This window comes from Phenylobacterium conjunctum, from assembly GCF_042679085.1.
Taxonomy (GTDB): Bacteria; Pseudomonadota; Alphaproteobacteria; order Caulobacterales; family Caulobacteraceae; genus Phenylobacterium; species Phenylobacterium conjunctum.
This window is the reverse complement of sequence record NZ_JBHTLQ010000007.1, coordinates 27,659-40,847: the sequence shown is the minus strand read 5'-3', so window position 1 is coordinate 40,847 and position 13,189 is coordinate 27,659. Positions and strand designations below refer to the sequence as shown.

The window sequence follows — 13,189 nt, the reverse complement described above, 5'->3', positions numbered from 1 at the left end:
TTGTTCTATCTCTGGCGACTAGGCTCCACGCCTGTCATCCAGAGGGAACGAACATGATCGGCTATGTCACTATCGGGGCGAAGGACGTCGAAGCGTCCCTGCCCTTCTTCGATGCGGTGTTCGGCGCCATGGGCCGCGAGCGCAGCTTCTTCCAGGGCGGCTGGGCCGGCTATGGGGCCAAGGGCTCGGACGCCGACTGCTACATCTGTCCGCCCTTTGACGGCCAGGACGCCCGCCCCGGCAACGGGATCATGATAGCTTTCCTGGCCGGATCGAAGGCCGAGGTCGACGCCGCCCACGCCGCGGCCCTGGCCGCCGGCGGCGCGGACGAAGGCGCACCTGGTCCTCGCCCAGCGGACTCCACCAGCTTCTACGGCGCCTATTTCCGCGACCCGACCGGCAACAAGCTCTGCGTGTTCGCCAAGACGTGAGCAGGCGGCTCCCTGGTAGGGGCTCCTAGCCGGAACGCGGTCGTCGCTTGACGGCGGCTGCGTCGCCCGGCCCCATGACGGCCTGTCGGAGATCCCCACATGCGCCGCCGCCCCGCGCTCCTCGCCGCCGTTCTCGCCGCCCTGCCCGGCCTGGCCTTGGCCGCGCCAAGCCACCTGTGCGCCAGTTGGAGCGCGGCGAGCGAGGTGGGGACGCTGGACCCGGCGCTGGTGAACGAGGCCAGCGGCCTGGAGGCCTCGACCCGCTTTCCCGGCCGGCTCTACCACCACAACGACTCCGGCGATTCCTTACGCTTCTTTGTCTCCGACCTGACCGGCGGCGGGTTGAAGGCCGTGAACCTGGAGGGGCCGAAGCCACGCGACATCGAGGACATGGCGCTGGGTCCCTGCGGGAAGGGCTCTTGTCTCTACCTGGCCGATGTCGGCGACAATCCTGGGACGCGCAGCGAGATCGCCTTTGTGGTGGTCGAGGAGAAGGCCGAGTTCGGCGAGACCGAGACGCCCCTGCGCACCGTGCGCGCCCGCTATCCCGACGGCCCGCACAACGCCGAGTCCATCGCCATGCATCCGGATGGCGACCTGTACCTCGTCACCAAACCCATCGACAGCCAGGCCCGCAATCCCGGCCCCGCCAAGGTCTATCGGCTGTCGGCGGCGCAACTGCGGGCGACAGACGGCGTGCAGGTGATGGACCTGGTGGGCGAGATCGACCTGCCTCGCCTGGCGTCCGACCAGACCTTCTGGGCCTGGATCCCCACAGGCTTCGATATCTCCCAGGACGGCAAGCGGGCCGTGCTGCTGACCTATGGGGCGGTGTTCGAGTTCGGCTCCGACCTGGCCAAGGGCCTGCCGCCCAAGGCTGGCTGGGTCTCGGGCAAGACCTATTCCGTCATCCTGTCCAAGCGGCTGACACAGCAGGAAGCCATCACCCTGACGCCGGACGGCTTCCTCTATGACAGCGAGTCCTGGGGCAAGACGGCCGCGCCGCTGATGAAGGTGACCTGCCTGGACAAATAGGTTCAGGCCGCGGCGAAGATCTTGCCGGGATTGAGGATGTTCTTCGGATCCAGCGCCGCCTTCAGGGTCCGCATCACGGCGATTTCCGCCGGGCTGCGGCTCAAGGGCAGGAACTCGCGCTTCTGCAGACCGATTCCGTGCTCGGCGGAGATCGAGCCGTCGCGGGTCCGCAGCAGGCCATAGACCACCTCCTCGATGGGGTGGCGGGCCTCGGCGCCGGGCAAGCCCACGATGAGGTGCAGGTTGCCGTCGCCCAGGTGCCCGAACACCACCAGGTTGATCCCTGGCCACTTGGTCTGCAGCACAGCCTCCAGTTCGGCGACGTAGGACTCCATGGCCGAGATCGCCAGGCTGACGTCGAAGGTGATGATCGGGCCATTGCGCGCCACCTGGGCGACGTCGTCCCGGAGCGCCCAGAGCGCCTGGCGCTGGGCCTCCGATCCGGCCAGGGCGGCGTCGGCGATCAGGTCCTCGGCGAAGCCGGCCTCCAGCGCCGCCTCCAGCCGGGCGCGGTCGGCGGCGGGGTCCGCGCCCAGGGTCTCGACCAGCACATAGTAGGGATAGCGGCCATCAAGCGGCGGTCGGCCCTTGGCGGGCGCGGTGGTGACCAGGTCATGGAACGAGGCCCACATGACCTCGAAGGCCGACAGGGCGCCGCCCAACCTGGCCTCCAGGTGGCGCAGCAGGCGTGGCAGCTGCTCGAAGCGTTCGACGCCCAGCACCGCCACATCCTGGCTGAGCGGCTGAGGCCGCAGCCGCAAGGTCGCGCGGGTGACGACGCCCAGCGTCCCCTCGGCGCCGATGAACAGCTGCTTGAGGTCATAGCCGGTGTTGTTCTTGATCAGCGGGCTCATGGCGCTGACCACGGTCCCGTCGGCCAGCACGGCCTCAAGGCCGAGCACCATCTCACGCACCATGCCGTACCGCAGGACCCGGTTGCCCCCGGCGTTGGTGGAGATGTTGCCGCCGATGGTCGCCGAGCCGCGGGAGCCGAGATCAAGCGGCAGGAACAGATGGCGCGCCTCCGCCGCCTCGCAGGCCGTCTGCAGCGGACAGCCGGCCTGGACGGTTAGGGTCGAGGCCTCGACATCCACCGCCTCGACCCGGTTCATCAGCTCCAGCGACAGGGCCAGCTGGCCCTCGGCGTTGGCCCCGTCCACCAGGCCGGTCTTGCCGCCCCAGGGCACGATGGGCGCGCCGGCGGCGTGGGCCAGGCGCAGGACCGCGGAGACCTCATTGGTGGAACGCGGGCGCAGGATCGCACACGGCTTGCCAACCCGGCTCCAGCCGCCCGCGACGCTGTCGATGTCGGTGATGACGCCGCCGGCGCCGAGCGCGGCGGTGAGCTCAGAGATCAGCTGGTCCATGCGGCCCTCCCGCGCGCAGCTTGGCGCGGGAGGAGCCGGTCAGGGGATGATCCAGGTCAAGCCAGGGCGGCTTTGATGGCCGCCAGACCTTCATCGGCCTTGGCTCCGTCAGGCGCGCCGCCCTGGGCGAAGTCCGGCTTGCCGCCGGCGCCCTGCCCGCCCATGGCGGTCACCGCCGCGCGGGCCAGGTCCACGGCGCTGAAACGGCCGCCAGCAGCGCCGGTCACGGCGACAGTTACGGCGGCCTTGCCGTCGGCCACGCCGACAAGGGCGATGACCCCGTCGGTCACCTGCTTCTTGAATTCCTCGGCGATGGGCCGAAGGTCCTTGCCGCCGACGCCATCCATGACGCGGGCCAGCACCTGCACGCCGCCGATCTCCTCGATGGCGGGCGCGCCGCCGCCCGAACCACCGCCCATGGCGAGCTGACGCTTGGCCTCGGCCAGCTCCTTCTCGAGCTTGCGGCGCTGGGCGTCGAGGGCGTCGACCCGGGCCAGGACCTCGGCGACCGGGGTCTTGAACTGGTCGGCCAGCGCCTTGGCGACGGAAGCCTGCTCCAGCAGCCAGCGGCGCGCCGCCTCGCCGGTCAGGGCCTCGATACGGCGGATGCCGGCGGCCACGCCGCCTTCCGAGATGATCTTGAACAGGGCGATATCGCCGGTGCGGGCCACGTGGGTGCCGCCGCACAGTTCGACCGAATAGGCCCCGTCGCCCTCCAGCGCATGGCCCAGGGTCAGGACCCGGACCTTGTCGCCGTACTTCTCGCCGAACAGGGCGATGGCGCCGGCCTCAATGGCCTCGTCAGGCGCCATTTCCTTGGTCTCGGCCGGGATGTTCTGGCGGATCACCGCATTGACCTCGGCCTCGATGGCGTCGAGCTCGGCCGGGGTCAGCGGCCCGCCGTGGCTGAAGTCGAAGCGCATGCGCTCACCGTCCACCAGCTGGCCCTTCTGGGCGACGTGCGGGCCCAGGACATTGCGCAGGGCCGCGTGCACCAGGTGGGCGGCGGAATGGTTGGAGCGGGTGGTCAGGCGACGGTCGGCGTCGACGGCCAGGCGCGCGCGGGCGCCGACCTTGAGCACGCCTTCAGTGATCTCAAGCTCGTGGACGAACAGGTCGCCGGCCTGCTTCTGGGTGTCGAGCACCTTGGCCTTGCCGCCGTCCCACTCGACCTCGCCGGTGTCGCCGGCCTGGCCGCCGCTTTCGGCGTAGAAGGGGGTGCGATCGAACACGGCGAACACGGTCTCGCCCGCGCCGGCCTCGCCCACTTCCGCCGCGCCGGACACCAGGGTCAGGAGCTGGCCGGTGGCCTCGACAGTCTCGTAGCCATTGAAGTCGGTGGCGCCCAGGCGCTCGCGGATCGCGAACCACTCGCCGGCCGCGGCCGACTGGCCCGACCCGGTCCAGGCCTCGCGGGCCTGTTCCTTCTGGCGCGCCATGGCGGTGTCGAAGCCGTCCAGGTCGACCGTAATGCCCTTGGCGCGCACCGCGTCCTGGGTCAGGTCGAGCGGGAAGCCGTAGGTGTCGTAGAGCTTGAAGGCGGTCTCGCCCGACAGCACGCCGCCTTCCGACAGGCCGGCTGTGGCCTCGTCCAGCAGGGTCATGCCGCGGCCCAGGGTGCGGCGGAAGCGTTCCTCCTCCTGGCGCAGGGTCTCGACGATCACCGGCTCGGCGCGGCGCAGTTCGGGATAGGCGTCGCCCATCTCAGCCACCAGGACCGGGGCCAGGCGGTGCATCAACGGCTCTTCGGCGCCCAGCAGGTGCGCGTGGCGCATGGCCCGGCGCATGATCCGGCGCAGGACATAGCCGCGGCCCTCATTCGAGGGCGAGACGCCGTCGGCGATCAGGAAGCTGGTGGAGCGCAGGTGGTCGGCGATGACCCGGTGCGACGGCTGGGCCTTGCCCTCGGCCTTGACGCCGGTGGCGTCGACGCTGGCCGCGATCAGGGTGCGGAACAGGTCGGTGTCATAGTTGGAGTGCACGCCCTGCAGGATGGCGGTGATCCGCTCCAGGCCCATGCCAGTGTCGATCTGCGGCTTGGGCAGCGGGCGCTCGGTCCCGTCGGCGAAGCGCTCGAACTGCATGAAGACCAGGTTCCAGAATTCCAGGAACCGGTCGCCGTCCTCATCCGGGCTGCCGGGAGGGCCACCGGCCAGGGACGGACCCTGGTCGATGAAGATTTCCGAGCACGGGCCGCAGGGGCCGGTGTCGCCCATGGACCAGAAATTGTCCGAGGTCGCGATGCGGATGATCCGGTCGTCGGTGAAGCCGGCGATCTTCTTCCACAGGTCCGCCGCCTCGTTGTCGGTGTGGTAGACCGTGACCAGCAGCTTGTCCTTGGACAGGCCGAACTCGCCGTTGATCAGCTTCCAGGCGGCCTCGATCGCGCCTTCCTTGAAATAGTCGCCGAAGGAGAAGTTCCCCAGCATCTCGAAGAAGGTGTGGTGGCGGGCGGTGTAGCCGACATTGTCCAGGTCATTGTGCTTGCCGCCGGCGCGGACGCACTTCTGGGCCGTCGCCACGCGCGGCGCGGGCGCGGTCTCGGCGCCGGTGAAGTAGTTCTTGAACGGCACCATGCCCGCATTGACGAACAACAGGGTCGGGTCGTTCTGCGGCACCAGGGGAGCCGAGGGCAGGATCTGGTGCTGACCGGCCTTGAAATAGTCGAGGAAGGTGGAGCGGATCTCGTTGAGGCTCGGCATGGTCTCTGACGCGGTTCGTGTCCGGATGGTCCGGGAGTGAATCGGGAGGCCGCGCTGCGCTGCGGCGCCCCTGCGAAAGGCGACCGTTTACGCAACTTAACGGCCATCGCAAAAGGAAAAGGACGCCCGGGCCTTTCGGGCCCGGACGTCCTCCAAGACGGACAGCCGTGCGGGGTCTTCGCGCAAGCGCGCGGGAACGGCGGGGTTGGCGGCGCGTCCCGGCCTCAAGGCGCGAGGAACGGCGGTCCGTTATCCCTTGATCAGTCGTCGTCGCCCTCGCCCTCGGACGGGCCGACAAGCAGCTCTTCCTCGATGGCGTCCTTGGCGCCGCGAACCTGCTTCTCGATCTGGTTCGCGATGTCGGGATTGTTGCGCAGGAACTCGCGCACATTGTCCCGGCCCTGGCCGATCCGCTGGCTGCTCCAGGAGAACCAGGAGCCCGACTTCTCGATCACCCCGGCCTTGACGCCCAGGTCGATAATCTCGCCCAGCTTGGAGATACCCTCGCCGTACATGATGTCGAACTCGACCTCGCGGAACGGCGGGGCCACCTTGTTCTTCACCACCTTGACCCGGACATTGTTGCCGACGATCTCGTCGCGCACCTTCACCGAGCCGGTGCGGCGGATGTCCAGGCGGACCGAGGCGTAGAACTTCAGCGCATTGCCGCCCGTGGTGGTTTCCGGGCTGCCGTACATCACCCCGATCTTCATGCGGATCTGGTTGATGAAGATCACCAGGGTCTTGGCCTTGGAGATCGAGGCGGTGAGCTTGCGCAGGGCCTGGCTCATCAGGCGGGCCTGAAGGCCGGGCAGGCTGTCGCCCATCTCGCCTTCGATTTCCGCCCGCGGGGTGAGCGCGGCCACCGAGTCCACGACGATGATGTCGATGGCGCCTGAGCGGACCAGGGTGTCGGTGATCTCAAGCGCCTGTTCGCCGGTGTCCGGCTGGGAGACCAGGAGGTCGTCCAGGTTCACGCCCAGCTTCTTGGCGTAGGCCGGGTCGAGGGCGTGCTCGGCGTCCACGAAGGCGGCGGTGCCGCCGGCCTTCTGAACCTCGGCCACCACGTGCAGGGCCAGGGTCGTCTTGCCCGAGCTTTCCGGCCCGTAGATCTCGACGATCCGGCCCTTGGGCAGGCCGCCGATGCCAAGCGCGATGTCCAGGCCGAGGGAGCCCGTGGAGACGGCCTCCACCTCCATCGTGGCCTTGTCGCCAAGCTTCATCACCGAGCCCTTGCCGAAGGCCCGGTCGATTTGCGCCAGCGCCGCTTCCAGAGCCCGCTGCTTGTCGCCTTCTTCTCTCGCCACGAGTTTTAACGCCGATTGATTTGACACGATGGGCGCTCCTTATTCCATGATTCCGCCAACCCGACCGGCCGGAGATCGCCCTGCCCGTCTGGACTCATGAGTACGCGGTTTGTTCTCTGTTCGCAAGATGTTCCATTTGGCGCCCACGACCGTTTCTGACGTATCTGGAGTTAACTGGCCCCCGCTGACCTTAGGTCCGTCTTTACAAGCGCCCCGCCGGGAGAAACTGTGCCCCCAAACAAGACCAAACGGGTGGAAACGAAGATGACCAAGACCCTGGACGCCGTGATCATCGGAGCCGGCATTTCGGGCATGTACATGCTGCATCGCATGCGCGGCCTGGGCCTGAACGCCCGAGTCTATGAGGCGGGCGCGGACGTGGGCGGCACCTGGTACTGGAACCGCTATCCCGGCGCGCGGGTGGACATCGAGAGCCAGGAATATTCCTACTCCTTCTCCGAGGAGCTGGAGCGCGAGTGGAAGTGGACCGAGCGCTACGCCGCCCAGCCGGAGATCCTCGCCTACCTGAACCACGTGGCCGACCGCTTCGACCTGCGCCGCGACATCCAGTTCGACACCCGCATCGCCTCGGCGGCCTTTGACGAGGCGACCGGCCGCTGGACGGTGAAGACCGAGGGCGGTGAGACCATCGACGCCAAGTTCGTGGTCGCCGCCACCGGCTGCCTGTCGGTGCCCAACGAGCCGAAGTTCCAGGGCCAGGACCGCTTCAAGGGGCCGACCTATCACACCGGCCGCTGGCCCCACGAAGGCGTGGACTTCACCGGCAAGCGGGTGGCGGTGATCGGCACCGGCTCCTCGGCTATCCAGTCGATCCCGCAGATCGCCAAGCAGGCCGACAAGGTCATCGTCTTCCAGCGCACGCCCAACTACAGCGTCCCGGCCCACAACGGCCCGATCAAGCCGGAGGTGGTCGAGGCCTGGCTGGCCAACCGCGACCAAAACCGCCAGGAACAGCGCCTGTCGCCCGCCGGCTTCCTGTCGTCCAACGCCAACGAGGCCCTGGCCACCCAGCTGGGCGACAATGAGCGCCGCCAGGTGCTCGAGGACCGCTGGGCTGTCGGCGGCTTCACCATCGGCGCGGCCTTCGCCGACATCTCGGTCGATCCCGTGGCCAACGCCATGGTCGCCGAGTTCGCCGCCGAGAAGATCCGCGAGATCGTCAAGGATCCCAAGACCGCCGAGAAGCTCGTGCCCCGCGACTATCCGTTCGGGACCAAGCGGCTGTGCGTCGACACCGGCTATTACGAGGTCTTCAACCGCGACAATGTCGAACTGATCGACCTGAAGGAGACCCCGCTTTCCACCATCACCGAGACCGGCGTTACGACCACCGGCGGCGACTTTGAGGTGGACGCCATCGTCTTCGCCATCGGCTTCGACGCCATGACCGGCGCCCTGTCGCGCATCGACATCTCCGGCCGCGGCGGCCAGACCCTGAAGGACGCCTGGGCCGAGGGGCCGAAGACCTATCTGGGCCTGATGGTCGCGGGCTTCCCCAACTTCTTCACCGTCACCGGGCCGGGCAGCCCGTCGGTGCTGTCCAACATGATCGTCTCCATCGAGCAGCACGTGGACTGGCTGTCGGACCTGTTCGCCTTCATGGGCATGTACGGCCTGGCCACCATCGAGGCCGCGCCGGAGAGTCAGACCGCCTGGGTCGAGCACGTCAACGAGGCGGCGTCCAAGACCCTCTATCCCGTCGCCAACAGCTGGTACCTGGGCGCCAACGTCCCCGGAAAGCCGCGGGTGTTCATGCCCTATATCGGCGGCGTCGGCGCCTACCGCACCCTGTGCGACGCAGTCGCCGCCAACGGCTATATGGGCTTCAAGCTGCGCCCAGCGGCGTGAGGCGCTAGCCCCAGTCCCAGTCCCAGTCTCAGTCTCAGTCTCAGTCTCAGTCTCAGTCGGATTGAACCAACCCGACTGGGATGAACTGGCTCGTCATCCGTAGGTGCGAGCCTTTCTTGTTCGCCTGGGACAGGCATCCCAGGCGGCAAGGGCTCTAGGCGCCGACCAGACGCCTGAGGAAGCGCACGAGCCTGACCGAAAAGCCGACGCGCAATGGGCCGGCGCGCACACGGGAGACAGCGACAGGCGCGTCTCCGACGGATTTCAGAGCTGTCCAGGACAGCCCTGACTCCTGATCCATCCGGTAGCCGATGAGTTCCTGCATAAGTTCGACCGGCGCTTCGATCAGGATGTCGGTGTCCGGGTCGGTCACCTGCTCCGCCTCCAACCGATGACGGATTTCAGCGAACCCCTCCGGCGGCTCACCTTCAATAATCAGCGCTTCGCCGTCCTCAGCGTCCCGGGTCACCGCCCAGACGAGCTTGCCATGATCGAAGGCCATCGCTTCGGCGAAGTTGATGGTCTCTGTGATCGCGAACCCGTACACTAGGTCACTCTCCGACAGGTCAACGAGCACCTCTCGGAGATCGTCGCGGAAGCGGCCGTTTACTAAAATCAGCCATCCGTCCGGCGTCTCGGCGCAGGTGTAGTCTGAGGCAAACTCATCCTCCACGTCACCACCGTGCTCGACACCAAACGTCTTGAAGACACGCTCCCGCTCCGCCGCCGGCGCTGCGATCCAACTCATTCTGAAGCCCATCGCCCCCTCCCCTCTTTTCACCAGTCTCGACGAACCCGGTCCAAGTCCAGACCGAGCAGGCTCAGGGGCACGCCCTGCAAAACCCCAACGTCCTGGGGCAGGGTGTGGTCGACCCTGTAGTTCGGAAGCTCCGCGTAGGCTTCGCGCTGACGCTTCTTGAGACGAGCCGACTTGCCGAACTTGGATTCGACGAGATCCTTTTCGACGCCGTTCAGCATCGTGCGTTGATCCGGCTTCGTATGCCCGCCAGACACCACCTGCCTTGTCTTCTTCTTCATCGGTATCGTCTTCTCCCCGCGGGCCCAGGTTCGCAGCTTTGAGAAATCCTCGCCGAGCAACTCCTTCGAGGTTTGTTCGACTGCAGGGCCCTTTATCTGGCCCGGAAGCGCCTGGGCTTCCTGGCGCCCAAATCGGCCACCGACAGCGCCGAATGCGCCGCCGACCCTGGCGCCGCTCATGGTGCGATCGAACCAACCTGAATCCAAACGCCCATTGAAGGCGTCCTGCGCCAACGAGGTGGCGGCGCCCATTGCGGCCCCGGACACCACCGCGCGACCGCCGGGCGCCAAGGCTCCGCCAACTGCGCCACCAACAGCCGCGCCGGCGTAGTCTCCCGGAGAACCGGGACGGCCTCGACCAACATCGCTGATGACCTGCCCGCCGACGCCGGCCGCTGCACCGGCGCCGGTGAGCGCCGCATACTCGCGCAGAATTAGGGGCGTGGTCTCCGCAATCCGCGCACTAAGCGCCCAGCCTTCGAGCGGAGCAGCCCCCAGTAGCGCCAGTGCGGTGCCTCCAACCTCCCCAACCCCTCGAGCGATTCCGTAGTGCTCCCGGTCGTAGGTGTCCTGCGCGGCCTTGGCAGCCATCCGCGCCTTGTAGGAGTCGGCGAACGACTTCCCGTGCAACTTGTCCCAGGCCGCACCGCCCACGGACCCTGCTGGGTCAGCCAGATCGAACGTTATGGCGTCAACTAGGCCCGATCCAAACGCCCTCCCGTTGTCCCACAGGACCGGCGAGATTTCCTTGGTCGTTTTCGCGAGGCCTTGGCCCAACTGCGCCGAGGTCTTCTTGGTTGCAGCCACGGTCCGGGCCACGGCCTGCTTTGCCGCCTGTTCACCGGCGAGCACCCGCGCCCCCAGGGCTCTCAACTGAGCCGTGGTCGCAGCTTGCACATACTGGCCGGTCCGCGTCGCCTCGTTCCAGGCCTTTCGGCCAGCGGCTTCTAGCTCGTGCGCGGAGCGGGCCGCTTCTCTGCTCCGCTCAGCAATCCAGTCATTCGCGCTGCTGAAAAAACTGGGCTTCTGCTGCTTCGCCGGGCCGGCCATCTCGATCTCCTCTGATTGTGGAACCGAACAGCCAGCCCCTCCACGGGCCGCACACCCGAAGATTGCACAACCTTAGATTATATGTAAAGAACAAATACAGAACTCCATACAGCTGACCGCCCTAGCCACCCCGCCTTCACGCCGCTAATCCAGGGGCCATTGGGGGGCGCGCATGGCGGATCAGTTCGACGACATCGTCATCGGGGCGGGTTCGGCCGGGTGCGTGCTGGCCAACCGGCTGTCGGCCGATCCGGGCCGCCGCGTGCTGGTGCTGGAGGCCGGGGGCAAGGATGACTGGATCTGGTTCCACATCCCGGTCGGCTATCTGTTCGCCATCGGCAATCCGCGTTCGGACTGGATGTTCCAGACTGACGCCATCCCCGGCCTGGGCGGACGGTCGCTGGCCTATCCGCGCGGCAAGGTGATCGGCGGCTGCTCGGCGATCAACGCCATGATCTATATGCGCGGCCAGGCCGCCGACTATGACGGCTGGCGCCAGATGGGCCTGGCCGGCTGGGGCTGGGACGACGTCCTGCCGCTGTTCCTGGCCCAGGAGGATCACATCGCCCCGCAAGGCCCCCTGCACCGCGCGGGCGGCGAGTGGCGGGTGGAGCATCCGCGCATGCGCTGGGCGGTGCTGGACGCGTTCGCGCAAGCCGCCGAGATGGCGGATATCCCCCAGGTGGCCGACTTCAACAGCGGCGACAATTTCGGGGCCGGATACTTCCAGGTGAACCAGAAGGCCGGCCGGCGCTGGAGCGCGGCGGCGGGGTTCCTCAAGCCCATCCTCAAGCGACCCAACCTGAAGCTGGAGACGCACGCCCACGTCACCCGCATCCTGATCGAGAACGGCCGGGCGGTCGGCGTCGCCTGGGTGAAGGACGGCGCGGCGCACGAAGCGCGGGCCACCGGCGAGGTCGTGCTGGCCGCCGGCGCGGTGGCCACCCCCAAGCTCCTGGAACTGTCCGGGATCGGCGACGGCGAGCGGCTGCGGGGCCTAGGCGTCGAGACTCTGGCCCATCGGCCCGGCGTCGGCGGCAACCTGCAGGACCACCTGCAGGTCCGCCCCTATTACGGCGTCTCCGGCGTGCCGACCATGAACGAGCTCTATGCCTCGTGGTGGCGTCGGCCCCTGATGGCGATGGAGTATGCGGCCTTCCGCAAAGGGCCGATGTCGATGGCGCCGTCCCAACTGGGGGCCTTCGCCAGGTCCTCGCCGGACTATGCCACCCCGAATGTGCAGTTCCACATCCAGCCCCTGTCGCTGGACAGGTTCGGCGAGGACCTGCATCGCGATCCGGCCATCACCATCAGCGTCTGCAACCTGCGGCCCGCTAGCCGCGGCGAGGTCCATGCGGCCAGCCCCGACCCGACGGCCGCGCCGATGATCCAGCCCAACTATCTGTCGACGCCGGAGGACGAGCGCGTGGCGGTCGACAGCCTGCGCCTCATCCGCCGCATCGTCGCCCAGCCGCCCCTGCAGCGGTTCCATCCGCAAGAGCGCCGCCCCGGCCCCGAGGCCCAGTCGGACGAGGATCTGCTGGCCTCGGCCCGGGCGCTAGGCACCACCATCTTCCACCCCGTCGGCACGGCGAAGATGGGCCCGGCCTCCGATCCCCTGGCGGTGGTCGATGAGCGCCTGCGGGTGTTCGGGATTGAGGGCCTGCGCGTGGCCGACGCTTCGGTGATGCCGACCATCACCTCGGGCAACACCAACTCGCCGACCATGATGATCGCTGAGAAGGCCGCCCGCATGATGGCGGAGGACCGGCGCTAGGCCAGCTGTGCGCGCAGCTTCTCGTTCTCAGCTTCCAGGACCGCGATCCGGGTCTGCAGGGCGGCGACCACCGGCTCGATCTCGGCGCCTGTGAACCGCGGCGTGATGTGCTGGGGACAGTTCCAGTCGAAGGCTTCCAGGGTCAGGACGAAGGCGCGCTCGACCTTGGCCTTGTAGCCGGGGACGATCAACCGCGCCGCCAGATCGGGGTCGGCGGCGAGATCGCGGACCTGCATGTGGGCGAGGATCTTCAGCCGCGCGCGGTTGGGATAGTCCATGAGGAACAGAGCGACCCGGTCGTCGGCGCCTACATTGCCCAGGCTGATATACTGCCGGTTCCCCGCGAAATCGGCGAAGGCCAGGGTCTTGTCGTCCAGCACCTTCAGGAAGCCCTGGGGGCCGCCACGGTGCTGGACATAGGGCCAGCCGCTTTCCGACACGCTGGCCAGGTAGAAGCTGTCGCGCGCGGCGATGAAGGCGGCCTCGTTCTCGCCGAAGCGGTCGAAGGCGCGGTCGTGGTCCATCTCCCAGATGCGCCGCACACCCTGGGCCGTCTGGGCCGAGATGACGCCGGGCGTCGTGAGGGTGTCGAGGAAGGTGTAGGCCATGGGCG

The 13,189-nt window shown here is 67.8% G+C and carries 10 protein-coding genes; 4 read left to right on the top strand and 6 right to left on the bottom strand.

Going from position 1 to position 13,189, the window contains the following annotated elements:
• Window positions 1-53: 53 nt before the first annotated feature.
• Window positions 54-431, top strand: a complete 378-nt coding sequence (locus ACFQ27_RS04660; RefSeq protein WP_377352785.1) for a VOC family protein — start codon at window positions 54-56, stop codon at window positions 429-431.
• Window positions 432-530: 99 nt separating this feature from the next.
• On the top strand, window positions 531-1,466 hold the full coding sequence (locus tag ACFQ27_RS04655; RefSeq protein WP_377352784.1) for a hypothetical protein: 936 nt from the start codon (window positions 531-533) through the stop codon (window positions 1,464-1,466).
• Window positions 1,467-1,468: 2 nt separating this feature from the next.
• Here ACFQ27_RS04655 and ACFQ27_RS04650 read toward each other — a convergent pair whose 3' ends face one another.
• The 3 genes from ACFQ27_RS04650 to recA all read right to left on the bottom strand — a co-directional run bounded on the left by ACFQ27_RS04650 (window position 1,469) and on the right by recA (window position 6,869).
• Window positions 1,469-2,833, bottom strand: a complete 1,365-nt coding sequence (locus tag ACFQ27_RS04650) for an FAD-binding oxidoreductase (protein WP_377352783.1) — start codon at window positions 2,831-2,833, stop codon at window positions 1,469-1,471.
• Window positions 2,834-2,889: 56 nt separating this feature from the next.
• Window positions 2,890-5,535: an alanine--tRNA ligase gene (gene alaS, locus ACFQ27_RS04645; RefSeq protein ID WP_377352782.1), complete on the bottom strand. Its 2,646-nt coding sequence runs from the start codon at window positions 5,533-5,535 to the stop codon at window positions 2,890-2,892.
• A 260-nt stretch (window positions 5,536-5,795) separates the two neighbouring features.
• On the bottom strand, window positions 5,796-6,869 hold the full coding sequence (gene recA / locus ACFQ27_RS04640; RefSeq protein ID WP_374345168.1) for a recombinase RecA: 1,074 nt from the start codon (window positions 6,867-6,869) through the stop codon (window positions 5,796-5,798).
• A gap of 237 nt (window positions 6,870-7,106) precedes the next feature.
• On the opposite strand from recA, the gene ACFQ27_RS04635 reads away from it, so the two are divergent.
• Window positions 7,107-8,711, top strand: a complete 1,605-nt coding sequence (locus ACFQ27_RS04635; protein WP_374345169.1) for a flavin-containing monooxygenase — start codon at window positions 7,107-7,109, stop codon at window positions 8,709-8,711.
• A 154-nt stretch (window positions 8,712-8,865) separates the two neighbouring features.
• On the opposite strand, the gene ACFQ27_RS04630 is transcribed toward ACFQ27_RS04635, so the two are convergent.
• Window positions 8,866-9,471: a hypothetical protein gene (locus tag ACFQ27_RS04630; protein WP_374345170.1), complete on the bottom strand. Its 606-nt coding sequence runs from the start codon at window positions 9,469-9,471 to the stop codon at window positions 8,866-8,868.
• 17 nt (window positions 9,472-9,488) lie between these two features.
• Window positions 9,489-10,799, bottom strand: coding sequence for a hypothetical protein (locus ACFQ27_RS04625; protein ID WP_377352781.1), 1,311 nt, complete (start codon window positions 10,797-10,799; stop codon window positions 9,489-9,491).
• 172 nt (window positions 10,800-10,971) lie between these two features.
• Between ACFQ27_RS04625 and ACFQ27_RS04620 the strand changes: the two genes are divergently transcribed.
• On the top strand, window positions 10,972-12,576 hold the full coding sequence (locus ACFQ27_RS04620) for a GMC family oxidoreductase (protein WP_377352780.1): 1,605 nt from the start codon (window positions 10,972-10,974) through the stop codon (window positions 12,574-12,576).
• Here ACFQ27_RS04620 and ACFQ27_RS04615 read toward each other — a convergent pair.
• Window positions 12,573-13,184: a pyridoxamine 5'-phosphate oxidase family protein gene (locus ACFQ27_RS04615; RefSeq protein ID WP_377352779.1), complete on the bottom strand. Its 612-nt coding sequence runs from the start codon at window positions 13,182-13,184 to the stop codon at window positions 12,573-12,575. The two genes, ACFQ27_RS04620 and ACFQ27_RS04615, sit on opposite strands and share 4 nt — an antisense overlap.
• Window positions 13,185-13,189: the final 5 nt, after the last annotated feature.

Coding starts and splice junctions, on each gene's coding strand:
- ACFQ27_RS04660 (WP_377352785.1), top strand. CDS start 54: ATGATCGGCTATGTCACTATCGGGGCGAAGGACGTCGAAGCGTCCCTG.
- ACFQ27_RS04655 (WP_377352784.1), top strand. CDS start 531: ATGCGCCGCCGCCCCGCGCTCCTCGCCGCCGTTCTCGCCGCCCTGCCC.
- ACFQ27_RS04650 (WP_377352783.1), bottom strand. CDS start 2,833: ATGGACCAGCTGATCTCTGAGCTCACCGCCGCGCTCGGCGCCGGCGGC.
- alaS (WP_377352782.1), bottom strand. CDS start 5,535: ATGCCGAGCCTCAACGAGATCCGCTCCACCTTCCTCGACTATTTCAAG.
- ACFQ27_RS04635 (WP_374345169.1), top strand. CDS start 7,107: ATGACCAAGACCCTGGACGCCGTGATCATCGGAGCCGGCATTTCGGGC.
- ACFQ27_RS04630 (WP_374345170.1), bottom strand. CDS start 9,471: ATGGGCTTCAGAATGAGTTGGATCGCAGCGCCGGCGGCGGAGCGGGAG.
- ACFQ27_RS04625 (WP_377352781.1), bottom strand. CDS start 10,799: ATGGCCGGCCCGGCGAAGCAGCAGAAGCCCAGTTTTTTCAGCAGCGCG.
- ACFQ27_RS04620 (WP_377352780.1), top strand. CDS start 10,972: ATGGCGGATCAGTTCGACGACATCGTCATCGGGGCGGGTTCGGCCGGG.
- ACFQ27_RS04615 (WP_377352779.1), bottom strand. CDS start 13,184: ATGGCCTACACCTTCCTCGACACCCTCACGACGCCCGGCGTCATCTCG.